Below are 25,303 nucleotides of genomic sequence, written 5' to 3'. Positions count from 1 at the left end.
TCCGACTCATTCCGACCGGAAGCGCCGACCAGAGAGGTTGTTCATGCCGCCACGTAAGCAGGCCTTCGGCATCGACGTCGGCGGGTCCGGCATCAAGGGCGCGCTGGTCGACATCAGCAAGGGCGAGCTGCTCAGCGAACGCTTCCGGCTGGACACCCCGCAGCCGTCCACCCCTGAGGCCGTGGCCAGGGCCTGCGGCGAGGTCGCCGCCAACGTCCGATACACCGGGCCGGTCGGGTTGGACTTTCCCGGAGTGGTGCGCGGCGGCGTGGTGCTGACCGCGGCCAACGTCGACAAGAATTGGATCGGCACCTCGCTGGTCGGGGTGGCCGAGCCGTTCCTGCCCGGTCCGGTGACGGCGCTCAACGACGCCGACGCCGCCGGGCTGGCCGAAGCCAGGTTCGGTGCCGGCAAGGGCCACCGCGGGCTGGTGCTGATGATCACCCTTGGCACCGGTATCGGCACCGCGCTGGTGCACGACGGCCGGCTCGTCCCGAACGCCGAACTCGGCCACATCGAGATCGACGGGCACGATGCCGAGTCCCGCGCCGCCGCCTCCGTGCGGGAACGCAAGGACCTCTCGTGGGAAGACTGGGCCAAGCGCGTCGAGAAGTATCTGCAGACGCTGGAGCGGCTGCTCTGGCCCGAGCTGATCATTCTGGGCGGTGGCGTCAGCAAGAAGGCCGACAAGTGGCTGCCGCTGGTGCGCACGCAGACCGAGCTGGCGGTGGCGACCATGTTGAACAACGCCGGCATCATCGGCAGCGCGCTGGCCGCCGTCGAGGGCGTCGAGGCGGTCTGACCCGGCTCGGTCGCTGGGTGTTGCGGGCGGTCCAGCCGTCCGTGAAACGGCGTGAGTCCAGCGCATATCGGCATCAACTGCCGCCCGGCGCGGCTACACTGGAACGGTCGCCGCTTCGGCCCGCTCGCCTCACAGATCATCTCGCCCCCCGCTGCCCGCCCGGACCGTCCACCAGTTCAGGACGAGTTGGGTGAGGTGTCGGTGCCTGACTCTGGGCGACGGACCGGACCGAACCCGACGATCCCGGACACGAAAGGTCACCAGTGGCTGGCGCAGCATCCAGTTCCCGTACGTCCCGCTCCACCCGCAGCAGCGCGGCCAGGGCCGCGGACGCGGCTCCCCCGGCCGAGGCCGTTGACGGCGAGGCGCCGCGGTTGAAGGCAGTCAAGACGGCCACCAAGGCCAGCAAATCCACCAGTCGCAGCCAGGCCGGCAAGACCGGCAAGGCCGCCGATGCCACTGCCGATAACGCCGCCGCCGACACCAGTGCCGACACCGCAGCCGCCGCCGACACCGCTGCCAAGCCGGCCACCAAGACCACGGCAAAGGCCAAGTCCGCCACCAAGACCGGAGCGGCCAAGGGCGCGGCCGCCAAGTCAGCCGGCAGCGCCGAGGCCAAGGCCGCCACCAAGAGCGGCAGCGGCAGGAGCACCAAGAGCGCCGAGACCAAGAGCGCCGGCAAGGCCGGTACCGCCGGCAAGCGCGGCACCAAGAAGGCCGCCGCCGATGAAGCAGCCGGCACCGACACCGATGCCGTCGCCACCGACGGCGCAGCGACCACCGACGAGGCCGGCGCCGATGCGGCCGCGAACGGCACGGCGGCAAACGGCGCGGCGGCTGGTACTGCTGCCGAAGGTGCCGCCGGCACCGAAGAGGGCGGCGACTTCGCCTGGGACGACGACGAGGAAGAGGAGGAGTCCGAGGCGCTGAAGCAGGCGCGCAAGGACGCCGAGCTCACCGCCTCCGCCGACTCGGTCAGGGCCTACCTGAAGCAGATCGGCAAGGTCGCGCTGCTGAACGCCGAGGAGGAAGTCGACCTCGCCAAGCGCATCGAGGCCGGGCTGTTCGCGGTGGAGCGGCTGCGCGGCATCGACGCCGAGAGCGTGAAGAGCGACAAGGCCGACAAAGAAGCCAAGCAGCTGCTGCGCGACCTGCGCTGGATCCGGCGCGACGGCGACCGGGCGAAGAACCACCTGCTCGAGGCGAACCTGCGACTGGTGGTGTCGCTGGCCAAGCGCTACACCGGGCGCGGCATGGCGTTCCTCGACCTGATCCAGGAGGGCAACCTCGGGTTGATCCGCGCGGTCGAGAAGTTCGACTACACCAAGGGTTACAAGTTCTCCACCTACGCCACCTGGTGGATCCGGCAGGCCATCACCAGGGCCATGGCCGACCAGGCCCGCACCATCCGCATCCCGGTGCACATGGTCGAGGTGATCAACAAGCTCGGCCGCATCCAGCGTGAGCTGCTGCAGGATCTTGGCCGCGAGCCCACCCCGGAAGAGCTCGCCAAAGAGATGGACATCACCCCGGACAAGGTGCTGGAGATCCAGCAGTACGCCAGGGAGCCCATCTCGCTCGACCAGACCATCGGTGACGAGGGCGATTCCCAGCTCGGCGACTTCATCGAAGACTCCGAGGCGGTCGTCGCCGTCGACGCGGTCAGCTTCACCCTGCTGCAGGATCAGCTGCAGTCGGTGCTGCAGACGCTGTCCGAGCGGGAGGCCGGCGTTGTCCGGCTGCGCTTCGGCCTGACCGACGGCCAGCCGAGGACGCTGGACGAGATCGGGCAGGTGTACGGGGTCACCCGCGAGCGGATCAGGCAGATCGAGTCCAAGACCATGTCGAAGCTGCGTCACCCGTCGCGGTCGCAGGTGCTGCGCGACTACCTCGAATAAGCCGCCGCGTGTCGACCTGGTGGATCTGGCCGCTCGGCGCTGTGGTGCTGCTGACGGTCGGCTGGTGGTCGATACATAGCTTGCGTACCGGTCAGGCGGCCGCTGAGCTCGCCGCGGCGCGCCGCCGGGCGCGCGGTGCGATCGAATCGGCGGAACGGGCGCGTGCGCTGTCTGCTGACGAACTGCCGGACGCCGCCGCCCTGCTCGACGAGGCGGTGCTGCTGGTGGGCTCGGCCCGCACCGCTGACGCCGCCAGGCGAGCGGAATCCCTGGCCGCACAAGCACATCGACGCTGGTCCGGGCTCCCCCGCGACCGTTCGACCGGCGGCTGAGGCCGGTGGCGGACTCGGCCGGCTCGTCGCTGCGGCGACGGGTGGTGACGTCGTTGCGGTCGCCGCTGTCCGGTAGGGAGTCGCTGCTGGTCACCCGCTGGGTGCAGGGAATCTGTCTGGTGCTGGCGGCGGTCGCGGTGCTGCTGTTCCTGCTGAGCCAGACGCAGCGGCCGGGCATCGACTACGGCCGGGATCGTTCCGGGAGCGCCGGCTCCGTCTCCGGCGACACCCGCCCGAAGGTGCAACTGCCGCCGACCGCCGAGCTGGTGGCGCGGCTGCGCGCCGACCCGATCGTGCGGCTGCCGGGGTCGACCACCACCGTTGACGACGCGTCGGTGCTGGCCGCCATCGATGCCGTTGGACGCCGCGGCGCATCGGGCTCTGCCGCCGACAAGCGCTACGACCCGCGGGTGCTGATCACACCGCCCGGCGACGTCGACGACGCGGTGCGAGCGCTCAAGAAGCAGCTGCCCGACGTGATTGTCGCCTCCGGCACCGCGGTGCGGGCCGGCATCTTCGAGATCAGCTCAAGCACCCTGATCACCTGGCGCAACGGCTATCTCGGCGGTGACGTCACCGGTGTTGTGCTCGACATGCTTGCGCACCACACCGGCGGCGAGGCGCCGGTCGCGCAGGATCGGGTCACCCTGCGACCGCCGACGGACGCCGAGCTGGCCCCGGTGCTGTCCGCCGTCGAGTCCGGCGGCGCCTACCGGGCGCCAGGAGTCGGCCGCGACGTTCGATCGCAGACCCCGGCGGCAGCGGCGGAGGCCTTTCCCGGTGCCATGGCGTTCGTCGCGTACTTTCCCCCGCAGGTCGGTGTCGCCGAGATCCCTGACTACGCAACGGCTCTGGCGCAGCGCTACCCGGAGCGCCCGGTGCTGGTGATGTACGGGGCGTGGCCGGAGTACCGCGGCCCGTTCGAATCCGACCGCGAGCTGGTGACGGCCAGCGTGCTCGGCGAGTACAGCAGGGTGATCGACCGGGGCTACCCCTACCACCAGGGGGTGCTGGCCGACCGGTTCTTCCAGCGCTGGGCCGATTTCCGGCACTCCGGCATGTTCGACCGGCCGCTGCCCTACACCCCGCCCGATCCGGCGGCGGTGGCCCGGCCGGCGCTGCCGTGGGTGTTCCTGGCGGCGGTGCTGGGGTTCGTCATCGCGTCGGTGCGTAGCCGCGGCCGCGGCGGCGCGGGCTCCGGCCGGCGGGACGAGAAGCTGCGGGCTCGGCGGGCGGCCGCTGAACAGGACTTGGGTGAGCTCAGCGAGCGGGCCGTGGCGTTGTTGTCGCCGGCGTCCGGAGAGCACACCGGTTCCACCCGAAGGCTTTCCGATGCCGAGCAGCGGGTGGTCGCCACCGAGGTGGTGCGGCTGCAGCGGGCCAGGGAAGCCATCGACGCGATGGATGTGGACGACGCGGAGCGGCAGCTCAAGGCGGCGCGGGCCGCGCTGGAGCATCCCACCATCAGCGCCCAGCAGCTCACCACCCTGCATGACGGCAGCCCGGGCACGGCGTCGTCCACATCGAAACCCGAATCGGCACAGCCGGCTTCCGCTCGGCGTGGGCGCGGCGGACGCTCCCAGGGCACCGCCGGGCTGCGGAATGTCGTGCGGTACCGGCGCAATCGGGCGGTGCTGGTGCTGTTGCTGTTGTGTGCCGCGCTGGCCGGTTGATGCGTGTGGCTGGCGCAGCCCTTTGCCGGGCCGGTGGCGAAAACCCTTCGCAGCGCGTCGTTCTACGCCGATCCGAGCTACAACTCTCAGTTGAGCGCGGCAGCGGCGGAGCGGCTGATCGGTAACCGGCGGCTGGCGATCGCCATGATCGGCGACGGCCAGGTGCCCCGCCAGGTGTGCCAGCGCCTGTCCAGGGCGGCGCAGGATGTGTACGTGACCATCGTCTTCCGGGACGAGGGCGAGCTGGACACCTACGGCTGCTCGCAACTGGCGGGTTCGGGCGACGAGCGGTTCGGTGAGACATACGTCGTCGACAGCATGCTCGGCAAGGGCATCGGCGCGTTCAGCGACCGTCCGGAGGATGCGGTGAAGCTGATCGTCGTCGGCTACGACGTGATGGCGGGGTTGAACTATCTGCCGACCGCCCCCCCCCCCCGCGAGTTCCGGGTCAGCGCCCCTGATCAGCTGCTCGCGCTGGCCGCGCTGCTGGCCGTGCTGACCGGCGCCGGGGTGCTGTGGTGGGGCGGCCGGCGCACCGGCGCGGCGACCGCAGAACACCTGGCGTACAGCAACAGTCGCGTCGACCAGCTGGCGCAGATCGACGCCTGGCTCTCGGCGGCGGCCGCGGTGATTCTGCGGGGTCGGCTGTCCGAACGTGCGCTGCTGGCCCGCACCGCGACGGGCGCGTCCGCCGGGTCGGGCGACGGCCAACCGCCACCCGCGGGCGACGGCGAACCGGTGCCGCCGGGCGCCGAGGTCCCGGACACCGACCGCGGCCGCCGGTACGACAGGCTGGTCGCCGATTACACCGAGCTGATGGCGCAGCGGCCGAGCCTTGGCGCCGACTCCCCCGATGCTGAGGTTGCCGCCTTTGCCGGGCGGGCCCGCAGGATCGCCGCGCTGGCAAGCGAACTCGCCGACTGACGTTTCCTGCGGGCCCGAGTGGCCGGCTCCGGCTCAGCGCTGCAGTGCCGGGCCCGGCGTCGCAGTGCCGGGCCCGGCACGCGCTCAGATGGTGGCGGTATCGATCACCACGCGGTAGCGGACGTCACCGTCGACCACGCGGTTGTAGGCGTCGTTCACCTGGTCCGCGGAGATCTTCTCGATGGTGGCGCCGATACCGTGCTCGGCGCAGAAGTTGAGCATCTCCTGGGTCTGCGGGATGCCGCCGATGTTGCTGCCGGCCAACACTTTCGAGTCGCCGACCACCGAGCCCGGCTGCACCGAGTACGGCTCGCTGGGAAGGCCGACGTTCACCATCACGCCGAGCGGCTTGACCATGCCGAGGTAGGAGTCCATCGGTAGGTCGGCGGACACGGTGTTGACGATCAGGTCGAAGTGGTCCTTGAACTCTTCGAAGGCGGAGCCGTCGGCTGTTGCCCTGAAGTCTTTGGCGCCCAGCTTCTCCGCGTCGTCGGCCTTGGCGTCGGTGCGCGACAGCACCGTCACCTCGGCGCCGAGGGCGGCAGCCAGCTTGACCGCCATGTGGCCAAGTCCGCCGAGCCCGACGACGCCGACCTTCTTCCCGGGACCGGCGCCCCAGCGCACCAGCGGCGAATAGGTGGTGATGCCGGCACACAGCAGCGGCGCCGCCTCGTCCAGCTCGATCCCCTCGGGGATGTTCACCACAAATCGGTCGCTGACCACGATCTGCTGCGAGTAGCCGCCGAAAGTCGGTTCGCCGTCGTAGTTCTCGTCGTTGTAGGTCCAGACGGTCTTCTTGCGGCAGTAGTTCTCCTCACCGTCCTTGCAGAACTCACAGACCCCGCAGGAATCGACCATGCACCCGACGCCGACCCGGTCACCGACCTTGAACGCGGTGACCTCGGGGCCGACGGCGGCGACGGTGCCGGCAATCTCGTGACCGGGCACCATCGGGAAGCTGGCCTCGCCCCACTCGGACCTGGCCTGGTGGATGTCGGAGTGGCAGATGCCGGCGAAGGCGATGTCGATCAGGACGTCGTTACCCCGCAGGTCGCGCCGCTCGATGGTGGTCGGCGCCAGCGGAGCGCCGGACGACGGGGTGGACAGTGCTTTGGTGGTGGTTGGCATGGAACCCTTTCGGCTCTTGCTGTTTCATCGGTGGTGCTGTGCGCGGTAGTGCCTGTGTGCCGCGGTCCGATTACCCCGGTGTCCGTTTACGCCGGTGTTTGTTTACCCCGGTGTCCGTTCATCCCGACGAGCGTTCGCCCCGACTCGGATTCAACCGGCACTCGATGCAGCCGCAATTTCAGACTAAGCCGATTGCTTGAACGGTCAAGTCGGACCCCGGCGGGTGCATGGAAGACTTGGCGGGATGAGCTACCCCCGTTGGTCGTTGGCCGAGGTGCGCCGCCGGCCGGGTATCAGAATCAACCAAACGGGATATTTGCCGGAGCTACCGATCACGGCGACCGTGATATCCACCGCCGGTGAGTCACTTCCCGTCACCGTGCTGGACGGGACCGGCAGGCGGATCGGCGCCGGTGCGACCGAGCCGTGGCCGCAGCGTCCAGAACCCTCCAGCGGCGAGCACGTGCACCGGCTCCGTTTGCCCAGCGTCGGGCCGGCACCGCGGGCGCGACTGGTGATCGCGGGCGAAGTCAGCCACGAGTTCTCGGTATCCGCCGAGCTCTACCGACCGCTTGCTACCGACGCTCTCGCGGTGCTGACCTTGATGCGATCAGGACAGCCCATCGACGAAAGTCTGCATCCGGACACCCGCTGGCATCGCCCGGCTGGACATCGGGGGGTGGCGCCGAACACCGGTGACACCGCTGTCGCGGCCGTGACGGGACAGATCGCGCGGCGGTGGTATCCCGGTTGGGAATGCCCAGGACTGTTCGACGTGTCCGGGGGCTGGTATGACGCCGGCGACTACGGCAAGTACGTGACCAGCGGAGCGTTGGCGGCTTGGCACTTGTGCCGCGCCGCGCTGGACGCCGACCAGACGGTCGGCCGGTGGCATGAGTTGATAGTCCGGGAGTTGCGCTGGCAGCTGGATTGGCTCCTGCGTATGCAAGTGCCGATCGGAAAGCCCTTGGCAGGCATGGCTTTTCATCGCGTGCACGGCGAAGAGTGGTCGCCGGTTCCTGGGCTGCCACACCTCGACCCGACTGTGCGGGTGTTGCACCGACCCTCGACGCCGGCGACGCTGCAGTTGGCCGCGGTCACCGCAGCCGCCGCGCGGCTGTTCGCTCCGCTGGATGCTGCATACTCCGCTCGACTCCTGAACGCGGCGCGGACTGCCTTCGCCGCCGCGGACCACAGTCCGACGCTGCTGCCACCGGACGACCACTGCCGTGACGGTGGCGGCTGTTACGCCGACGACGACGCCACCGATGACGCCTACTGGGCGGCCGTCGAGCTGTGGTTGTCCACCGGCGAGCCGGGTTACCGCGATCGCATGCGCGGCTACCAGTTGCATGCTGACACGGAGTATCCCGACGGCGGTTACGACCTGACCAGTGTGCAGGTGCCGGCGACCATCGACCTCGTGCTTGATGGCCCGCGGCATCAGCAGTCTGCGCAGCAGCCGTCGGCACGGGCCGTACGAGAGCTCGACCGTGGTGACGTTGAGCTGGCGCGAGAACGGTTGCGGCACTGGGCCGATCAGCTCATGTTGCTGCAGCACTCCCAGCCGTGGGGAATGCCGTACTACCCGAGTAGCTGGGGCTGGGGATCGAACGGCGTGCTGCTCAACAACCTCACCGTGCTCATTGCTGCCCACCGGGCTGCGCTCGATGGTGGTGCAACACTCGGCGCGGACACTGGGCAGAGCCGTCGGTTGGGAGCGATCGCTGAAGGCATGGACTACCTGTTGGGGCGCAACGCCCTTGGTCACAGCTACATCTGCGGTTACGGCACCGACAGCAGTCGAGGTGTCCGCAGCCGGCTCTTCGGTACCGCGCTCGATCCACAGCTGCCACCGGCACCACCTGGATTGCTGGTCGGTGGCGCCAACTCGCAACCGAGCCCCGACTTTCCCTATGACGACAGACTGGTCGGGCTGCCAGGCGCGTCTGCCGCAAGCGGTACCGGGGACCGACGGAGTTCAGTCCCGGGCTCGGATCGCGTCAGCTCCGGGACATGCCGGTGCCGAAGCTGGGCCATGACGTCGACTGTCGCAGGGTCTGGCCGATCCCCCGTACCGACCAGTTGCAGACACCGGACGGGAAGATCGAGCGCAACCGGGACAGCTGGGCCGGGGTGAAGCTGACCTGATAGTCAGCCTGCGACACCGGCTTTCGGTGGCAGGCGATCACGTCGTTCACCACCGGCGCCCCGGCCACCATCCGCGGTGACGGCCAGCCCGGGTACCAGGTGTTGCACTGGGTGTTGCGCGCGCCTGGCACCTGAGTCTCGTTCACCTTCGAGCCCGTCGGCGACCAGCAGGCGTCGGCGGTGCCCGCCGGCTTGGCTGCGACAACGGTGGAATGGCTTGGCAGCGTGGTGGTTCCGGCTGTCGGTCGCTGGCTCTGCACCGTGCTGGTCCAGGCGTCGAGCTGATTGACCGCGTCCCGGAACACCGGGTTGCCGGTGCCGAACCCGCCCTTGCCGAACGGCAGGGTCCACATCACGTGGTTGGCCGCGTCGCCGTTGGCCTTGGTCAGTCGGTCGCGGAACGAGAACGAGTGGAACTTCAGGTGGATGTCGCCGTTCGGCAGCTCGTCGGTGTACTCGCGCAGCTCGATGATCGGCAACGAGCCCAGCCGCCCGCCCCGCACCAACTGGCCGGTGGAGTACGAGGTGTCGATGGCCGACCGGTCGGCGACGGTGCGCTGCGCCACCACGTTGGCGTCGCGGTCGAAGCCACCGATCTTGGCGTTCAGGTCAAGGAACTGATCGACGGTGATGGCCTTGCTGTTCACCGCGGCAAGGCCGTACTGAATACCGACATTCTCCAAGGGCCGCAACGGGATCCTGCCGTCGGTTCCCGGCACCGCACCGAAGATGTTGAGCTGGTGGGAGTACACGTCGCAGCGCGCGCCGCCGGGGTTGGTGACCGGGTCGTAGCGCAGGTTGGCCGGCAGCTCACCCGGGCAGTACACCCGCGGGTCGATCCGCCGTCCGGCCTCGCCGAGGTTGTTGATGGTGCCGACCTTGCCGAACCCGGAGATGGCCCGCTTCTGCTCATCCGTGTAGCCGGTGTTCTTCCCGAAGTACACCTGCAGCAGCCGGGCGTCGGTGATGGTGTTGATGGTGGCGAAATCGACCTCGGGGAAAACGCATCCGGCCAGAATGCCGTCCAGCAGGCCCGGGTAGTTGTCGCCGATGTTGAACACCTGGTACGAGCCGCCGGAACAGCCGATACCCAGCGTTGCCTTGGGGGCGCCGATGGTTTCGATGACGTGCTCCTTCGTCATCGCCATGGTCTCGGCAGCCGTCACCGGCTGGCAGTTGTTGCCGAACACGTTCAGCGAGCTGGAGGCGAACGCGTAGCCCTGGCCGAGCAGCCAGTCGTCGTTGATGCCACCGGTTCCGGCACCCTGCTTGTACCAGCCGCCAGGGCAACCGCCGCCGAAGTTGTACGCCAGCCGCCCGTTCCAGCCCGTCGGGCGCTGGAACGGCGACACCGCAGGCTGTTTCGGGTCGGCCAACACCGCGAACTCGTAGATCGAGCGGTTGATCACCCCCGATTCGACCCGCACGACGTAGGGCACGGTCCGTCCCTGGGTGGTAGTGGTGCTTGCCAGGTCGGCAGGGGTGGAACCGTTGGCCGGCAACGGCTTCAACGACCTGTCGGTGGACGAGCGGTACAGCCACTCCACCACCGTCGGGGCCGAGCAGGCGGCGTCGGTGGCCGGACCGAGCGAGCGGCCGCCGAGGGTGCGGAACGCCGCCGTCTGGCAGATGAACGGCTGCTCCTGCTTGCCGGAGAACATCGGGCCGGTGCGCGGGTAGTTGACGACCGTTGTGGTCACATCGGCGCCGGCCACCCTGGCGGTGACGGTGTTGGTTCCGGTGCGCAGGCCGTCGAGCAGGGCGGTGGGCCGCCCGTCCAGTTCGGCGAACCGGTCGGTGACGTCGGTGCCGTTGAGCTGCACCCGCTCCAGCGCCGCACCGGCGGTGTTGACGGCCAGCAGGACGTTCCCGTCGGAGACCTTGTCGGCCCGCGGCGACGAGATCACCTGAACGCTCGGCGCCGCGGCACCAGCGGCGGCCGGGTCGGCTGCGCCACCCGCGCCACCCGCGCCACCCGCGCCACCCGCGCCAGCCGCGCCGGCACCGGTAGCGGTGGCCGCGGCCGGAGCGCTGAGCAGCAGCGCCGGCACCAGTGCGGCGGACGCGAGCAGCGCACCCCAGCGCCGCCAGCGGCCGGCAGACGCTCCATGCCTTTCAGGCATCGATTTCTGGGCGGGCAGCTCGCCGGACATCGTTGTCGGGACCATGGCCCCGATCCCACCACGATCAGGCGTCGACCGCCAGGGCCCTGCGCAGGAAATCGACCTGCAGCCGCAGCAGATTCTCGGCGACGATCTCCTGCGGCGTCATGTGGGTGACCCCGGTCAGCGGGATCACCGCATGCCGCCGACCGGCGGCCAGCAACGCGCTGGACAGCTGCAGGGTGTGCGCCACCACCACGTTGTCGTCCACCATGCCGTGCAGAATCAACAGCTCCGGTTCGGCGACGCCGGGAGCCAACGGACGGGACGCCAACGGCAGCAGGGAGTTCGCGTCGTACACCTGTGGCTGCTGCCCGGGATGTCCGAGATACCGCTCGGTGTAAAAGGTGTCGTACAGCCGCCACTCGGTGACCGGCGCACCTGCCACCGCCGCGTTGAACACATCGGGGCGGTCCAGCACGGCCAGCGCCGAGAGATACCCGCCGTACGACCAGCCGAGGATGCCGACGCGCGCCGGGTCGATGTCGTCCGGATACTGCCCCGCCACCGCTTCCAGCGCCGCCACCTGGTCGGCCAGCGTCACCTCGGCGAAGGCGTCGCGGATGGACTTCTCCCAGGCCGGTCCCCCGCCCGGGGTGCCACGGCCGTCGGCGACGATCACGCAGAAGCCTTGGTCGGCAAGGAACTGCGCCTGGAGGAACATCCGCCTGTGCTGCTGTACCAGCTGCCCGTGCGGACCACCGTAGGGCGCCATCAGCACCGGTAGCCGCTCACTGCCGGGCCGATGGCCGGTCGGGAACAGCACCGCCGTCGGGATACGGCGTTCGCCCGCGCGCAGTAGCGTCGGCCGTGGCATCAGCGGTGCCTCGATGCCGCGCCGCTCCAGTGTCCCGAGCGGTTCGCCGCCGCGGCTGATGCTGACCGTGATGCCGTCCGAGTCCAGATCGGCACTCGAGGTGGCGACGGTGTCGCCGCCGACGGACACCGCATGCACCCCGGATTCGGGGGTGAGTTGCTGCGCCGAGGTGTCCCAGCCGATCCGGTACACCCCGATCGCACTCGGGTCACTACCGTTGCCGCGCACCAGAATCCCGTCGTCGCCGGCCCGCACCACCGCGCGCACCTGCAGGCCGACCGGGCTGAGCGGCCGTCCGTCCAGCGCCAGCCTCCTGGTGTCACTGGCGGCGTCGTCCAGCAGCGTGAGCAGGCCGCGGTCGGTGAGCTGCGGGACACCGGGTGCCAGCTCGATCCAGACATCGTCGGACAGTTCGGTCAACGTGCTGAGCGCGCCGGAGTCCGGGTCGATGCGGCCGATCAGCCCGCGGCGCTGGTCGCGGGAGAGCAGCTGGATCACCGCACCGGCGTCGGTCCAGCTCACCCTGGTGAGGTACGGATAGGCAGCGGTGTCCCAGGCGACCTGGGTGCGCCGGCCGTCCAGGTCGAGCAACCACAGCGTCACCTCGGCGTCCGTCGAACCGGCCACCGGGTACCGGTGCGGTACCGGGGTTGCCGACGGATCGGCGGGATCGGCCAGCTGCCACACCGGAACCGGCGCCTCGTCGGTGCGCTGTGCCAGCAGTCGCTGCCCGTCCGGCGACCACCAGAAGCCGTGGTGCCGGTCCATCTCTTCGGCGGCGACGAACTCCGCGGCCCCCCAGGTGATGGTGTCGGCGTCCGGCTCGGCGAGAGCCCGGTCCGCGCCGCCGGCCAACTCGGCCACCCGCAACGACCCGCCGGCCAGGTAGCCGACCCGGCTGCCGGTCGGATCGACCCGCGGGTCCATTACCGCATCAACGCCTGCCGGACGGGGCAGCTCGGTGACCTCGCCGGTGGCCAGGTCGCAGCTCCACGCCGACCCGGAAAGCGCAAACACCGCAACGGTTCCGGCGTTGTCGAGTTGGTAGGACGTGACGCCGGCGCCGGACTCGCGGGAGCGCTCGCGGCGGGCTCGCTCGGCGGCGGAGAGCTGCTCGCCACCGGTCAGCAGCGCGGCCGGATCGGCAAGCACCCGCTCGGCGCCGGAGTCGCACTCGAAGCTCCACAGCACCCCGGTGCGGTCGGTGCCGGATGCGGTGCGGACGAACAACACCCGCTCGCCGGTGCCGGCCACCTGCACGTTCCGCGGCTCGCCGAGCGTGAAGCGCTGGGTGCGGGCCGACAGCCGCGGAAAGCTCAGCCCGGCCGACCCAGTTGAGTCCGGTGCGGCTGAGTCCGGTGCGGCTGAGTCTGTTGCAGCGGGGTCCGTGGCAACCGGGTCCGTTGCGGCGGTGGTGTCGGGAGCGGTGCTGTCTTCGGCGGCGGCCATGCGTTGATCCTCGCAAGGCCGGCCCGCCGCGGCCGGATCGGGTATCGGTCAGGCCGGGGTTGCGTCGTCGGCGGGCGCCAACGGGGCGCGGGCCAGCACGGTCACGGTGCCGGGAGCGATCTCGGTGAAACCGGCATCACGCACCGCGAGCAGCCGCGACCTGTCCCACGCCGCCCTGGGCTCGGCCAACTGCTCGCCCAGCGCCTGGTAAGCCTCCGGCGGCAGCCGGCGCACCCTGGCCGGACAACCCGCGGAGTACCAGCGCCGCAAGGTCTCTTGATCGGAGTCGGCCAGCAGCGCCGCGGCGATCATTCCGGCGTGCCCGGTCTGCGCCATCTGCTTGCCGGCCGTCATCGGCGGGTCGGTCGGCACCCACAGCAGCAACTCGCCGGGATGCGCCCTGAGCTCATCGGCACCGACAGCACCGGTACCAACAGCATCGGCGGCATCGACAGGGCCGGCGGCGGGTTCGTCCACCGGCAGATCAGTACCGCCGACCTGCAGCTTGCCCACCCGCTTGTCCAGCTCGTTGACCAAACCCGGGAGCAGCACCCGGATCTCGGTGCCGGCGTCGGACAGCGTGCGGCCGGGGAGATCCGCGGTGGCAGCCCACTCGCCGGCACGAGCCCGCCTGGTCACCTTACGGATGTGTCCGCGGCAATAGCCGTCCACCGCGTCGAACCATTCGCCCCCTGGAGCCGACCGCGGGTCCAAACACAGTGCGGCGCAACCGGATGCGGCCAATTCAAGGCCGCGATGCCAGCTCGGAGCTGGGTCGGGGTTGCGCTCCAGGCGCAGCACCAGCTGCAGTGCCCTGATCTCGCCGGCGGCCTCGTCGCGGTCGGCGAGCACCTGGGCCTCATCGAGGCCGAGCCAGTGCGCGTAGCGGGCGCGCAACGGCGCCAACGCGACGCCGAGTTCCGCACCATCCTGCGCCGGAGTGTCGGTCATGGCTTCGATTGTCGCGCAGGCGCTTTCTGAGAGAATCAGGGAGCCTGCACCGAGCTGTCCGGCCTGGTCCGTTCCCGGGCAGCGGGGGCGGCGATGGCCGCGGCGGCGGTCAGCACCAGCACGATGATCAGCGAGTTGAGCACCCCGATGTGTTCGCCGATCAGGCCGAGGAACGGCGGCCCCACCAAGAACGCCAGGTAGCCGATGGTGGCGACGGCGCTGACTCTGGCGGCGGCGTTGCGCGGATCGTCGGCGGCGGCCGACATCCCGACCGGGAAGCCCAGCGAGGCGCCAAGGCCCCACAGCACGGTGCCGAGCACCGCCACCGGAACGCTGGGAACGAAGATCACCAGTGCCAACCCGGCCACCGCCATGGCGACGCAGGCGCGCAGCACCGGGACCCGGCCGAAGCGATCCAGCACCCTGCCACCGGCCAGCCGACCCACCGTCATGGCGGTGACGAACACGCCATAGACCAGGGCGCCGGTGGCGTTGCTGGTGTTGCGGTCATCGACCATGCCGAGCGCCAACCAATCCCCCGCCGAGCCCTCGGCGAACGTCATCCCGAGCACGATCAGCCCGATCAGCAGGGTGGTCGGCTGCTTCCACACCGACAACCGGTCGCGGACGCTGGTGTGCGGCTGGTCGGCGTCGCCGTCGGTGATGCCGAGCGATTCCGGTTGCACCCGCGGAATGGCCACCGCCAGCAACAGAATCAGCCCGACGATCGCGATGATCAGCATGTGCCAGCCCACCGGCAGATGGACCTTGGCGGCCAGCGCCCCCAGCCCGGCGCCAGCCATGGTGCCGAACGAGAAGAAGGCGTGGAACAGCGGCATCAGGGTGCGGCCCATCACCTTTTCGTTGGCCGCGCCCGACAGGTTCATCGCGACGTCACAGCACGCGGTGGCGATGCCCCACAGGAACAACCCGGCGAAGATCACCCCGTAGGCCGCCATCGCGTCGCCGCCGCCGGCCAGCATCAGCCCGCAAAACATGATGCTTCCGGACACCAACATGCAGCGTTTGGCGCCGAAGGTGGCGATCAGATGACTGGAGGCCGCGAGCCCGATCATCGATCCGGCGGACAGCCCGACAATCAACAGCCCCATCTGAAAGGTACTGGCGCCCAAGGTGTCCCGTACCGACGGCACCCGCGACATCCAGCTGGCCAGGCCCAGCCCGTTGACCGCGAAGATGATGAACACCGCGACCGTCCAGGCCTTGCCCTGCTGCCGGCTGATCGCCCCGCCGGCGAGCAGCTGCTTGGTATCGGTTGTTGGCTTGGTCACGGCGGACTTCCTGTGCGAGTGCTGGGTCGTTACGGGTCGAGCGGAATGCTTCACCACGGTGTCGGAACCCCGCGGTGTCACCGCGGTGTCAGAACCACTGTCGAATCGATTCGATCGAATCGATTCGAGTACGGTATCACCCATGACCGAGTCCCGGCAGCATCCGACGCTCGCCACGGTGGCGCGCGCCGCGGGGGTGGCGGTCTCGACGGCGTCGCTGGTGTTCGCCGGCAAGGGCCCGGTATCTGCGGCCACCAAGCAGAAGGTGCTCGACGCCGCCACCGAGCTCGGCTTCCACGGTCCCGACCCGCGCGCCCGGTCACTGCGCAACGGCCGCTCCGGGGTGGTGGGAGTGGTGGTGCAGACCTCGGTGATCAGCGCCTTCCGCGACCCGGTCAATGTCGGGATGGTCGATGGCGCCGCCGAGGTGCTGGGCGAGGCCGGCGCCGGGGTGCTGCTGCTCACCGACGCCCCGCACGCGCGCCGGGTGTTCGAGGACGCGCCGATGGACGCCGCAGTGCTCACCGGGTGCAGCCCGTGGGCCACCGAGCTGCTCGGTTCGTTGCGCCGCCGCCGGGTTCCGACCGTGCTGGTGGGCAGCCGGCCGCGGCGCGGCTCCCCCGCCGTCGACGTCGACAACCCGGCCGCCAGCCGTGAACTGGCGCAACACCTTTACCGGCTGGGGCACCGCAGGGCGGCGACCGTGACACTCGCACTGGACACCGACGACGCCCCCGCGGTGGACGCCGATCGGCTCGCCGCCGCGACCGCAGACACCGCGGCCGAGCGGCTGCAGGCGTTCTGGGACGTCTTCCCCAACGGCAGGGCGTTGGCGGCCACCGACTCCACCGTCGAAGAAGGTGAGCGGATCGGCCGGATGCTGCTCGACGTGCCGGAGCCGCCCACCGCCGTCGTCGCGCAGAGCGACCTGCTCGCCGTCGGCGTGCTGCGGGCCGCCGACGCACTCGGCCTGGCGGTGCCGGATCGGTTGAGCGTCACCGGGTTCGACGGCATCGACACCTCGGCGCTTGACCCGCGCCCGCTGACCACCATGCGGCAGCCGATGCAGCAGAAGGGCCGCGACGCCGCATCTGCGGTGCTGCGGATGCTGGACGGCGCCCGACCACGCTCGGTGCTGCTGGACTGCGAGTTCGTGCCGGGGGCGACGGCGGCGCCCGCCGACTGTGCCGCGCAACATCACTGACGAGCGCTGTCAACAACTTTCGGGGCGTTGTTGACAAACCACCCCTACCGGCGCGAACGGCGGTAGACAGTCGGGCACAGCGGTGCCACGGTGGGCAGACCGGGAGCCAACGAATGCCTCCCCTGCTCCCTTCAGGGTGTTGGTGATGTCCGAAAACCCAGCAGAGACCGGCGGAATGGACGCCTCAGAGGCGGCCAGGATCATGCAAGATCCGAATGCATCGGAAGAAGAACGATCGGTGGCGGCCAGCGCGCTGCGGCAGTCCGGCGGCCGGTCCGGCGAGACCAGCCCTGAGGTGGCCTCGGAGGCCGAGCGGTCGGTCGCGGCCAGCGACCTGTCGCAGGCCGACAAGCAGCGCGACCAGCGGTCGAAGAGCTGACCAGCGGCCGGCATCGGCGCAGTCGGCATCGGTGCACAGCCGGGCGGTGACCGCACGCACGTCCTGCAGCCGCCGCCCAGCACCCGATGTCGGCCCGGCGGCGCCGTCCTGACGAGCGCTGCCACCGCGGCGATTCACCGCGCGACCGGTGGAGGATCGGTCGGCTAAGACCAGTGCGGCGCCGGCACTGCGGTTGAGCTGGCGAGCAGCGCCCGTGCCGTGGTGACGATATGCGCCAGGTCTTCGTAGGTGGCGCCGTCTCGGGCCTGGACGGACATGCCCTGGATCAGGGCGCCGACGCTTCGGGAGAGTCCTTCGGCATCGGTCGACTCGGGAAGCTCGCCCTGCCTGATCGCGTCGATGATGCGCTGGCGTAGGCCGGCGAGCGCGTTGTCGCGTTCGGCGCGGCAGATCGCCGCGGCGGCCTTGGCGTCTTGTCCGGTGGCGAGCGACCCAGTCGAGACCAGGCACCCGCGCCCCGGTTCGGCGGTGAACTCCCGAGCCGCGCGGTCGAGATATTCCACCACCGCTTCGGCCAGCGGAACGCCGTCACGGATGCCGAAGCCGTACTCGTCCTGGTACAGCCGCACCGCCCGCTCGAACAGGCGTTCCTTGGACTCGAACGCCCGGTAGAGCTGCGGCGCGGTCAGCCCGGTCGCCTCTTGCAGCGAGGTCATGCTCGCACCCTCGTAGCCACGCTCCCAGAAGACCATCAGGGCGCGGCGCAGCGCCTCGTCGGGGTCGAACGCCCGTGGGCGCCCCGCCTTGCGCACAGTTTCCATAGTGACCGCTACGATACCCCAGGACCATATTTCGTAACGATCACTACGGAGGAATCATGACCCTGTCAACAGCTCTCATCACCGGATCGAGCCGCTGAGCCGGATGAGCATGACCAGAACTGAGAACACCCGCCCCTGCCGCACCGTTCGGCCGGGATACGTGCTAGCCGGGTTCGTGCTGCTGGTGTGCTGCACCGGCACGGCCGAATACCTCGTCGCCGGTGTCCTGCCGCAGCTGGCCGCCGACGTCTCGGTCAGTATCGCCGCTGCCGGGCAGACGGTGACCGCCTATGCGCTCGGGGTCGCGATCGGCGGCCCGATCGTGACCGTGCTGACCGCCCGGGTTCCTCGCAAGGGCCTCGCTCTGGCGTTGGGGATCGTGTTCATCGCGGGCACGGTGCTGACAGTGTTCGCGCCGACGTATGCGTTGGTGGTCGTTGGCCGGGTGGTCTCGGCGTGCAGCCAGGCCACCCTGTTCGCCATCGGACTGACGACCGCGACCGGATTGCTGGGGCCGGCGCGCCAGGGGCAGGCCATCGCGATCGTCAGCTCCGGCCTGACGGTCGCGACCGTCCTCGGCGTCCCCCTTGGTGCGCTGCTGGGCGGCACGACGAGCTGGCGGATCCCGTTCGTCTTCGTCGCTGCCGCCGCCACCCTCGGGGTGCTGCTGCTGGCTGCCGCGATGCCTCGCACCCCGGCACCGACGAGCGGGGTGCGCGACGAGATCCGCACCCTGCTGCGCGGACCGGTACTCCTGGCGGTGTCAACCACGGTGATCGGGTTCGGGGGCGTGAGCGTCGTGTTCACCTACCTCGTCCCGCTGCTCTCAGAGGTGACGGGCATCGCCGCAGGCGTGGTCCCCGCGCTGCTCCTCACCTACGGCGTGGGCGGGTTCGTCGGCAACCTCGTCGCCGGTCGCCTCGCCGACCTCTCGCTCGGCAAAACCCTTGTCGGGGTGTTCCTCGCGCTCATCGCCACCCTGGCCGCGTTCCCGCTGCTGGCCGGGCAGCCGATACCGATGGTCGGGCTCGTGCTGATCCTTGGCCTGCTCTCGACCGCGACCATCGCCCCGCTGCAGTCGCTCGTGCTCCGCCATGCCGGCGCCGCACCCACGCTGTCGCTGGCGGTCAACGTGGGCGCGTTCAACCTCGCGAACGCGATCGGCTCCACCCTCGGCGGCCTCGGCGTCGCCGCCGGGCTACTGCGCTGGGGCGGGCTCGGCGGCGCTGTCTTCGCGACCCTCGGCCTGATCCTGACCTTCCGCGCTCTCCGTGCCGCGCCGCGCTCCGAAGCTCCCACCGCTGAAACGTCCACTGCTGCAGCCGATATCAAGGAGACCAGCCAATGAAAGCCGCAGCCATCACCGCCTACGGCGACCCCGACGTCCTCACGATCCTCGACGCCCCGACACCCGAGCCCGGCCCGGGCGAGGCACTGGTCGCGGTCATCGCCTCGACGATCAATCCCGTCGACGTGAAGACCCGCACCCCCGGCACCCCGCAACAGGTCGGACAGTTCCCGGCAGTGCTGGGATGGGATGTCGCGGGCATTGTCATCACCGCCCCGGACGACACCGGCTGGGCACCGGGCGATCGGGTGATCGCGATGCACCCGCCCCAGCCGGACGGTGCTGGAAGCTGGCAGCAGTACGCCGCGATCCCCGCCGCAGCCCTTGCTCCGGCACCCCAGACGGTCGATCTGACGACCGCGGCGACCCTGCCGCTCGCGGCGCTCACCGCGGACCAGGCACTGACCCGTCTCGCCCTGCGCGATGACGAACGGCTCCTCGTCACCGGAGCCGCCGGCAGCGTCGGCGGCATGGCGATCCAGCTCGCCGCCCGCGCAGGCATCCGGGCCGCCGGTCTGGTCTCCCGCCCGGAACACGAATCGGCGGTGCTCGACCTCGGAGCCGCATCCGCACACTCGAACCCGGTCTCGGCCGGTGAGTTCGATGCGATCTTCGACACCGCCGGCGTCTTCGACCACCCGCACCTACTCCGCGAGGGCGGCAGGCTCGTCACGGTCAGCGACGACACCATCCCTGACGCGCTCGAACAGCGCGCAGCGAGCGCGGTGCACAACTACGTCCAGCACCATCCGCATCGGTTGCGCGAACTTTCCGCCCTGGCCGACGAGGGCAGGCTCAGGCTGCGGGTCGCCGGGCAGTACCCGCTCGCGCTTGTCGCGCAAGCGAATCGGCGCGCCGAGGCCGGCGGGCTGCTCGGCAAGATCGTCATCGCGATGTAGGAGTGGCTATCGACCTGCTCACTCGGCGACTGGAGCAATCACCGCAGGGGTAGGTGCGGGCAGCGCTGTCCGGCTGATCCCCAGAATCAGCAGCACCGGCTCCAGCGACGGCACGCTCACCGTTGTGTCGGCGTGCTCGGCCACCGACGGCTTGGCGTTGAACGCGATCCCCAGCCCGGCCGCCGAGAGCATGTCGATGTCGTTGGCGCCGTCGCCCACCGCGACGGTCTGGCTCATCGGCACCTCGAACGCGGCCGCGAAGCGTTGCAGCGCAGCGGCTTTGCCGGCCCTGTCGACGATGTCCCCCACCACCCTGCCGGTCAGCCGGCCGCCGGCGATCTCAAGGGTGTTGGCGGCGACGAAGTCCAGGTCCAGCTCGTCCACCAGCGCCTGCGCCACCTGGGTGAAACCGCCGGAGACGATGCCGCAGCGGTAGCCGAGCTGCTTGAGGGTGGCGATAGTGGTCGCGGCACCCTCGGTCAACTGCAGCTGACCGGCCACCTCGTCGAGCACCGTGGCGTCAAGGCCCGCCAGCATCGCCACCCGCTCGGTGAGCGAGGCGGCGAAGTCGAGCTCGCCGCGCATCGCGGCGGCCGTGATCCGCTCCACCTCCGCCCTGGTGCCGGTGTGCTCGGCGAGCATCTCGATCACCTCGCCGGTGATCAGCGTCGAGTCGACGTCGAAAACGATCAGCCGCTTGGCGCGCCTGGCCAGCCCGGCCTGCTGCACCGCGATGTCGACCGGGTGCTCGGTCGCCGTCTGCGCCACCAGCTGCTGCAACACCGCGGCGTCCGGCGCGGTGAGCGTCATTTCCAGGCCCGTCACCGGAAAATCGGCGACCTGGGTGATCGCGTCGATGTTGATGCCGTGCGCGCCGAAGCGGCTGCTGAGCGCGTGCACCGGCGCCGCCGTCAAGGGCCGGCCCATCAACAGCAGCACGTGGCTGCTGGCCCGGCGCGGGACTTTCGGCGGATCGACGACGGTCCGCACGCTCTGTCCCGGCCGGCTCAACCGGCGCTGCAACGCCCGCAGCAGCGGGGCCGGGTCGTCGTCAAGGTGGGTCAGCACCGACAGCGTGAGCTGCCCGCGAACCACCACCTGTTCGACGTCACGGACCTGCCCGTCGTGAGCGGCCAGCACCGCGAACAGCTCACCGGTGATGCCGGGGTGGTCCGCACCGGTCACCGTCACCAGCACGGTGCTCACCGCCGGCACCTACCAGCGGCGACGCCGGCGCCAGCCGTCAGTGGGCGTCCTCGCGGATCTTCAGGTGCTCGGAGGATTCCAGGTCGTCCAGCGGTTTCCAGTTCCGATGCGGGTGGGCCTCGCTGCGCATCCGTTCAACCATGTGCGGATGGTGCAGCTCGAAGGCCGGCCGCTCGGAGCGGATCCGCGGCAGTGAGGTGAAGTTGTGCCGCGGCGGTGGCGAGCTGGTGGCCCACTCCAACGAGTTGCCGTAGCCCCACGGGTCGTCCGCTGTGGTCGGCTCGCCGTGCCGCCACGAGCGGATCACGTTCCAGATGAACGGCAGCGTCGAGAAGCCGAGCACGAACGCGCCGATCGAGCTGATGGTGTTCAGCGTGGTGAACCCGTCAGTGGGCAGGTAGTCGGCGTATCGCCGCGGGAAGCCCATGTTGCCCAGCCAGTGCTGGACCAGGAACGTCAGGTGGAATCCGACGAAGGTGAGCCAGAAGTGGAACTTGCCGAGCCGCTCGTCCAGGAATCTGCCTGTGGCCTTCGGGAACCAGAAGTAGATGCCCGAATAGGTGGCGAACACGATGGTGCCGAACAGCACGTAGTGGAAGTGCGCCACCACGAAGTACGAGTCGGACAGCTGGAAGTCCAGTGCGGGCGCCGCCAGGATGACGCCGGTCAACCCGCCGAACAGGAACGTCACCAGGAAGCCGCAGGCGAACAGCATCGGTGTCTCGAAGCTGAGCTGGCCGCGCCACATGGTGCCGATCCAGTTGATGAACTTCAGCCCGGTCGGCACCGCGATGAGGAACGTCATGAAGCTGAAGAAGGGCAGCAGCACGGCGCCGGTGGCGAACATGTGGTGCGCCCACACCGCGACGCTCAGCGCGGCGATCGACAGTGTCGCGTAGACCAGGCCGCGGTAGCCGAACACCGGTTTGCGGCTGAACACCGGGAACACTTCGGAGACGATGCCGAAGAACGGCAGCGCGATGATGTACACCTCTGGATGCCCGAAGAACCAGAAAAGGTGTTGCCACAATATGGCGCCGCCGTTGCTGGGGTCGAAGACGTGCGAGCCGAAGTGCCGGTCGGCAGCAAGGCCGAGCAGCGCGGCGGTCAGGATCGGGAACGCGATCAGGACCAGGATCGACGTGATCAGGATGTTCCAGGTGAAGATCGGCAGCCGCCACATCGTCATGCCGGGGCAGCGCAGGCAGACGACGGTGGTGATCATGTTGACCGCGCCGAGAATGGTGCCGAGGCCGGACACCGCAAGGCCCATGATCCACAGGTCGCCGCCGACCCCTGGCGAGTTCTGCGCGTCGGACAGCGGCGGGTAGGCCGTCCAGCCGAACGCGGCGGCGCCGCCAGGGGTGAAGAAGCCGGAAAGGGCAATCAGCGCCCCGAACAGGAACAGCCAGTATGAGAAGGCGTTCAACCGTGGGAAGGCCACATCGGGTGCGCCGATCTGCAGCGGCAACACGAAGTTCGCGAACCCGAAGACGATCGGGGTCGCATAGAACAGCAGCATCACCGTGCCGTGCATGGTGAACAGCTGGTTGAACTGCTCGGGGCTGAGGAACTGCATGCCGGGGCGGGCCAGCTCGGCGCGCATCAGCAGCGCCATCACGCCGCCGATCATGAACATGGTGAACGCCGTCGCCACGTACATGATCCCGAGGACCTTGGGGTCGGTGGTCTTGAAGTACTGCAGGAAACGTGATCCGCGGGCCGGACGCTCCACCGGATACGCCTTGGTCACCACGGGGCGGGGTGCTACGGCGGTCACAGACGGCCTCCTGCTGTCGTTACGTACCGACGGCCTGCGCCGGCTGCTGCTGGCGGGCCCGCGCCAAGGGCGGACGGGAACCACGCGTGGAACATGTTGGAGCTTAGTCCGAGCGGATGGAGATCGCCGCTACCGGGTGGCGCGCGATTTGCGGTGCGGCGGCGATACCGGACATGGCGGCCCTGCCCGCCCGCCGGAACGCGGGACCTAGGTCCCGTTCACCTGCCCACCGCATAGCCCTGCATACCTCTCGGGTTGGCCCCGGCGCGCAGCACCGCGGGTGCGCTCGCGCCGGCGCCGGCCCGTGACACCGCGCTGAGCCGGCCGAGGCTCCACGGCCCCGACACCACCACGTCGTGGCCCAGACGCCGCAACCCGTCGATCAGCTCGGCGCCGAACCGGTCTTCGACGATCAGCTGCTTCGGGAATGCCTCGCGCGGGTAGAACGAGCTTGGGAAATGGGTGGAGTGGAAGGCCGGCGCGTCGATGGCCTGCTGCAGGTTCATCCCGGCCAGCACGTGGTTGAGGAAAAAGCCGAGCTGCCACTGGTCCTGCTGATCGCCGCCGGGGGTACCGAACGCCAGCCGCCGCCCGTCGGTGTGCCGGGCCAGGCTGGGACTGAGCGTGGTGCGTGGGCGTCCGCCGGGACGCAGCGTGGTCGGCAGGCCTGGTTCCAGCGTCGTCATCTGCAGGCGGGTGCCCAGTGGGAAGCCCAGCGCACCGATCAGCGGCGAGCTGTGCAGCCAGCCGCCGCTGGGGGTGGCTGCCACCATCCGGCCGCCGGCGTCGACCACGCTGACGTGGCAGGTGTCGCCCTTGGTCCGGCCGTCCCGGCCGACCGTCGGTTCGCCGGTGGTGGCGCCCACCGGGGTGCTGCCGGTGCTCCAGTCCGGCAGCACCGGGGTGCGGCCGTCCGGGCTCCCGGGACGCAACTCCCCCGACGCCTGCTCGCCGATCAGCTCGCGCCGCTGCTGGGTGTAGCTGTCAGACAGCAGGGCGTGGATCGGCACCGGCGGCTGGTCAGCGGCAGGGTCGCCATACCAGGCGTCCCGGTCGGCGAACGCGAGCTTGCTGGCCTCGACAATGCGGTGCACCCACTCGGCCGACAGCGGCGGGGTGCTGGCCGGGTCGAGGTCGTCCAGCAGCCGCAGTTGTTGCAGCAGTACCGGTCCCTGCCCCCAGGCACCCGACTTCGCCACCGTCCAGCCGTGGAAATCGGCGGTCACCGGCGCCTCGTAGTGCGGGCGGAAACCGGCGAGGTCGTCGCCGGTGAGCAACCCGGTATACCGGCCGCCGAGACCGTCGTCCTGCTCGGTGCGGCAGAACGCGTCGATCGCCTCGGCGACGAAGCCGGTGCTCCAGGCCTCGATGGCGGCGTCAATGGCGGCGTCACGGTCACGGCCGGTCCCGGCGTCCAGCAGCCGGCGGTAAGTGCCGGCCAGCGCCGGGTTGCACAGCATGCTGCCCGCCGGCACCGGCCCGGCGTCGGTGAGGTAGAGCGCCGCCGAGTCCGCCCAGCTGGTGCGCAGCAGCTCCGCGACGGTGGCGATGGTGCGTTCGATCTGCGGCAGCACCGGGAAACCCGTTGCGGCGTAATGGATTGCGTACTTCAACACGTCAGCGAGGCTGCGGGTGCCGTGGTCCCGCAGCAGCGTCAACCAGGCGACGGTGGATGCCGGGATCGCCGCGGCGGCCACACCCGAGCCCGGCACCCGGTCGAGCCCGCGCTGCCGCATGGCCTGGGCGGTCGCGCCGGCGGGGGCCGGACCCTGCCCGCACAACACCTGCGGCACGCCGTCCTGCAGCGCATAGAGCAAGGTCATGTCGCCGCCAGGCCCGTTCAGGTGCGGTTCAACCACCTGCAGGGTGAAGCCGGCGGCGACGGCCGCGTCGATGGCGTTACCGCCGGCCTCCAGCTCGGCCATCCCGGCGGCAGAGGTCAGGTAGTGCGTCGACGCCACCATCCCGAAGGTGCCGGTCAGTTCCGGCCGGGTGGTGAACGCGGGCGTGGCTGGAGCAGTCATGGAATCCATTTTCGCCGGTGTTCGCACCGCCGCGTCGGCCGGGCCGGTGCGGGGGCAGGCGGGTCGGCGCCGGCCGGGTCTGCGGTGACGAAATACTGAGGC

Annotated in this window: 18 protein-coding genes and 1 pseudogene; 10 read left to right on the top strand and 9 right to left on the bottom strand. The window is 70.0% G+C overall.

Going from position 1 to position 25,303, the window contains the following annotated elements:
- Positions 1-43 precede the first annotated feature (43 nt).
- The 5 genes from ppgK to HKD39_RS18050 all read left to right on the top strand — a co-directional run bounded on the left by ppgK (position 44) and on the right by HKD39_RS18050 (position 5,629).
- Positions 44-802 carry a polyphosphate--glucose phosphotransferase gene (gene ppgK, locus HKD39_RS18070; protein WP_171201270.1) on the top strand — a complete coding sequence of 253 codons (759 nt, stop codon included), beginning with the start codon at positions 44-46 and terminating at the stop codon, positions 800-802.
- A gap of 263 nt (positions 803-1,065) precedes the next feature.
- A complete protein-coding gene (locus tag HKD39_RS19835) occupies positions 1,066-2,700 on the top strand; it encodes an RNA polymerase sigma factor (RefSeq protein ID WP_171201269.1) in 1,635 nt (544 codons plus the stop codon).
- 8 nt (positions 2,701-2,708) lie between these two features.
- Positions 2,709-3,032, top strand: coding sequence for a hypothetical protein (locus tag HKD39_RS18060; protein WP_171201268.1), 324 nt, complete (start codon positions 2,709-2,711; stop codon positions 3,030-3,032).
- Positions 3,033-3,037: 5 nt separating this feature from the next.
- A complete protein-coding gene (locus HKD39_RS18055; RefSeq protein ID WP_171201267.1) occupies positions 3,038-4,705 on the top strand; it encodes a hypothetical protein in 1,668 nt (555 codons plus the stop codon).
- A gap of 3 nt (positions 4,706-4,708) precedes the next feature.
- Positions 4,709-5,629 carry a hypothetical protein gene (locus HKD39_RS18050; protein WP_171201266.1) on the top strand — a complete coding sequence of 307 codons (921 nt, stop codon included), beginning with the start codon at positions 4,709-4,711 and terminating at the stop codon, positions 5,627-5,629.
- Between the two features lie 84 nt (positions 5,630-5,713).
- Here the strand turns inward: HKD39_RS18050 and HKD39_RS18045 are convergent, their stop codons facing one another.
- Entirely contained in the window at positions 5,714-6,757 is a 1,044-nt protein-coding gene (locus HKD39_RS18045) for an NAD(P)-dependent alcohol dehydrogenase (protein WP_171201265.1), read from the bottom strand.
- A 244-nt stretch (positions 6,758-7,001) separates the two neighbouring features.
- Here HKD39_RS18045 and HKD39_RS18040 point away from each other — a divergent pair.
- Positions 7,002-8,654 (top strand): annotated as a pseudogene (locus HKD39_RS18040) (glycoside hydrolase family 9 protein); the annotation flags it as partial.
- A 106-nt stretch (positions 8,655-8,760) separates the two neighbouring features.
- Here HKD39_RS18040 and HKD39_RS19830 read toward each other — a convergent pair.
- Genes HKD39_RS19830 through HKD39_RS18025 form a run of 4 tightly spaced genes read right to left on the bottom strand, consistent with a single transcriptional unit; the run spans position 8,761 to position 15,579 of the window.
- Complete coding sequence (locus tag HKD39_RS19830; protein WP_246233158.1) at positions 8,761-11,076, bottom strand: DUF6351 family protein; 2,316 nt, start codon at positions 11,074-11,076, stop codon at positions 8,761-8,763.
- A 19-nt stretch (positions 11,077-11,095) separates the two neighbouring features.
- Positions 11,096-13,336, bottom strand: a complete 2,241-nt coding sequence (locus HKD39_RS18035; RefSeq protein ID WP_171201263.1) for an alpha/beta fold hydrolase — start codon at positions 13,334-13,336, stop codon at positions 11,096-11,098.
- A 48-nt stretch (positions 13,337-13,384) separates the two neighbouring features.
- The gene (locus HKD39_RS18030) at positions 13,385-14,287 is read right to left on the bottom strand and encodes a peptidyl-tRNA hydrolase (RefSeq protein ID WP_171201262.1); all 903 of its coding nucleotides are present in this window, start codon (positions 14,285-14,287) and stop codon (positions 13,385-13,387) included.
- A gap of 35 nt (positions 14,288-14,322) precedes the next feature.
- Positions 14,323-15,579: an MFS transporter gene (locus HKD39_RS18025; RefSeq protein WP_343074770.1), complete on the bottom strand. Its 1,257-nt coding sequence runs from the start codon at positions 15,577-15,579 to the stop codon at positions 14,323-14,325.
- 142 nt (positions 15,580-15,721) lie between these two features.
- Here HKD39_RS18025 and HKD39_RS18020 point away from each other — a divergent pair, with 142 nt between their 5' ends.
- Positions 15,722-16,783, top strand: a complete 1,062-nt coding sequence (locus tag HKD39_RS18020; protein ID WP_171201260.1) for a LacI family DNA-binding transcriptional regulator — start codon at positions 15,722-15,724, stop codon at positions 16,781-16,783.
- Positions 16,784-16,928: 145 nt separating this feature from the next.
- Entirely contained in the window at positions 16,929-17,162 is a 234-nt protein-coding gene (locus tag HKD39_RS18015) for a hypothetical protein (RefSeq protein WP_171201259.1), read from the top strand.
- A gap of 164 nt (positions 17,163-17,326) precedes the next feature.
- Here HKD39_RS18015 and HKD39_RS18010 read toward each other — a convergent pair whose 3' ends face one another.
- Positions 17,327-17,944, bottom strand: coding sequence for a TetR/AcrR family transcriptional regulator (locus HKD39_RS18010; RefSeq protein WP_212754736.1), 618 nt, complete (start codon positions 17,942-17,944; stop codon positions 17,327-17,329).
- Positions 17,945-18,053: 109 nt separating this feature from the next.
- Here HKD39_RS18010 and HKD39_RS18005 point away from each other — a divergent pair, with 109 nt between their 5' ends.
- Together HKD39_RS18005 and HKD39_RS18000 are read left to right on the top strand one after the other, a co-directional pair.
- Positions 18,054-19,292 (top strand): MFS transporter, encoded by a 1,239-nt coding sequence (locus HKD39_RS18005; protein ID WP_171201258.1) that lies wholly within the window; start codon positions 18,054-18,056, stop codon positions 19,290-19,292.
- Positions 19,289-20,191: an NADP-dependent oxidoreductase gene (locus tag HKD39_RS18000; RefSeq protein ID WP_171201257.1), complete on the top strand. Its 903-nt coding sequence runs from the start codon at positions 19,289-19,291 to the stop codon at positions 20,189-20,191. Before HKD39_RS18005 ends, HKD39_RS18000 begins: the two co-directional genes overlap by 4 nt.
- Before the next feature lie 18 nt (positions 20,192-20,209).
- Here HKD39_RS18000 and serB read toward each other — a convergent pair whose 3' ends face one another.
- From serB to HKD39_RS17985, 3 genes are all read right to left on the bottom strand, one after another.
- The gene (gene serB / locus HKD39_RS17995) at positions 20,210-21,406 is read right to left on the bottom strand and encodes a phosphoserine phosphatase SerB (RefSeq protein WP_171201256.1); all 1,197 of its coding nucleotides are present in this window, start codon (positions 21,404-21,406) and stop codon (positions 20,210-20,212) included.
- A 28-nt stretch (positions 21,407-21,434) separates the two neighbouring features.
- On the bottom strand, positions 21,435-23,177 hold the full coding sequence (ctaD, locus tag HKD39_RS17990) for an aa3-type cytochrome oxidase subunit I (protein ID WP_171201255.1): 1,743 nt from the start codon (positions 23,175-23,177) through the stop codon (positions 21,435-21,437).
- Between the two features lie 218 nt (positions 23,178-23,395).
- Positions 23,396-25,201, bottom strand: coding sequence for a gamma-glutamyltransferase family protein (locus tag HKD39_RS17985; RefSeq protein WP_171201254.1), 1,806 nt, complete (start codon positions 25,199-25,201; stop codon positions 23,396-23,398).
- Between the last annotated feature and the right edge of the window lie 102 nt (positions 25,202-25,303).

The sequence above is a fragment of the Nakamurella aerolata genome, from assembly GCF_013002705.1.
Classification (GTDB): Bacteria; Actinomycetota; Actinomycetes; order Mycobacteriales; family Nakamurellaceae; genus Nakamurella; species Nakamurella aerolata.
The sequence above is the reverse complement of the archived record's forward strand: the minus strand, read 5'-3'. Positions and strand labels throughout refer to the sequence as shown.

Coding starts and splice junctions, on each gene's coding strand:
- HKD39_RS17985 (WP_171201254.1), bottom strand. CDS start 25,201: ATGACTGCTCCAGCCACGCCCGCGTTCACCACCCGGCCGGAACTGACC.
- ppgK (WP_171201270.1), top strand. CDS start 44: ATGCCGCCACGTAAGCAGGCCTTCGGCATCGACGTCGGCGGGTCCGGC.
- HKD39_RS18010 (WP_212754736.1), bottom strand. CDS start 17,944: ATGGAAACTGTGCGCAAGGCGGGGCGCCCACGGGCGTTCGACCCCGAC.
- HKD39_RS18020 (WP_171201260.1), top strand. CDS start 15,722: ATGACCGAGTCCCGGCAGCATCCGACGCTCGCCACGGTGGCGCGCGCC.
- HKD39_RS18005 (WP_171201258.1), top strand. CDS start 18,054: ATGACCAGAACTGAGAACACCCGCCCCTGCCGCACCGTTCGGCCGGGA.
- HKD39_RS18000 (WP_171201257.1), top strand. CDS start 19,289: ATGAAAGCCGCAGCCATCACCGCCTACGGCGACCCCGACGTCCTCACG.
- HKD39_RS18045 (WP_171201265.1), bottom strand. CDS start 6,757: ATGCCAACCACCACCAAAGCACTGTCCACCCCGTCGTCCGGCGCTCCG.
- HKD39_RS19830 (WP_246233158.1), bottom strand. CDS start 11,076: ATGGTCCCGACAACGATGTCCGGCGAGCTGCCCGCCCAGAAATCGATG.
- HKD39_RS18030 (WP_171201262.1), bottom strand. CDS start 14,287: ATGACCGACACTCCGGCGCAGGATGGTGCGGAACTCGGCGTCGCGTTG.
- HKD39_RS18015 (WP_171201259.1), top strand. CDS start 16,929: ATGTCCGAAAACCCAGCAGAGACCGGCGGAATGGACGCCTCAGAGGCG.
- HKD39_RS18035 (WP_171201263.1), bottom strand. CDS start 13,336: ATGGCCGCCGCCGAAGACAGCACCGCTCCCGACACCACCGCCGCAACG.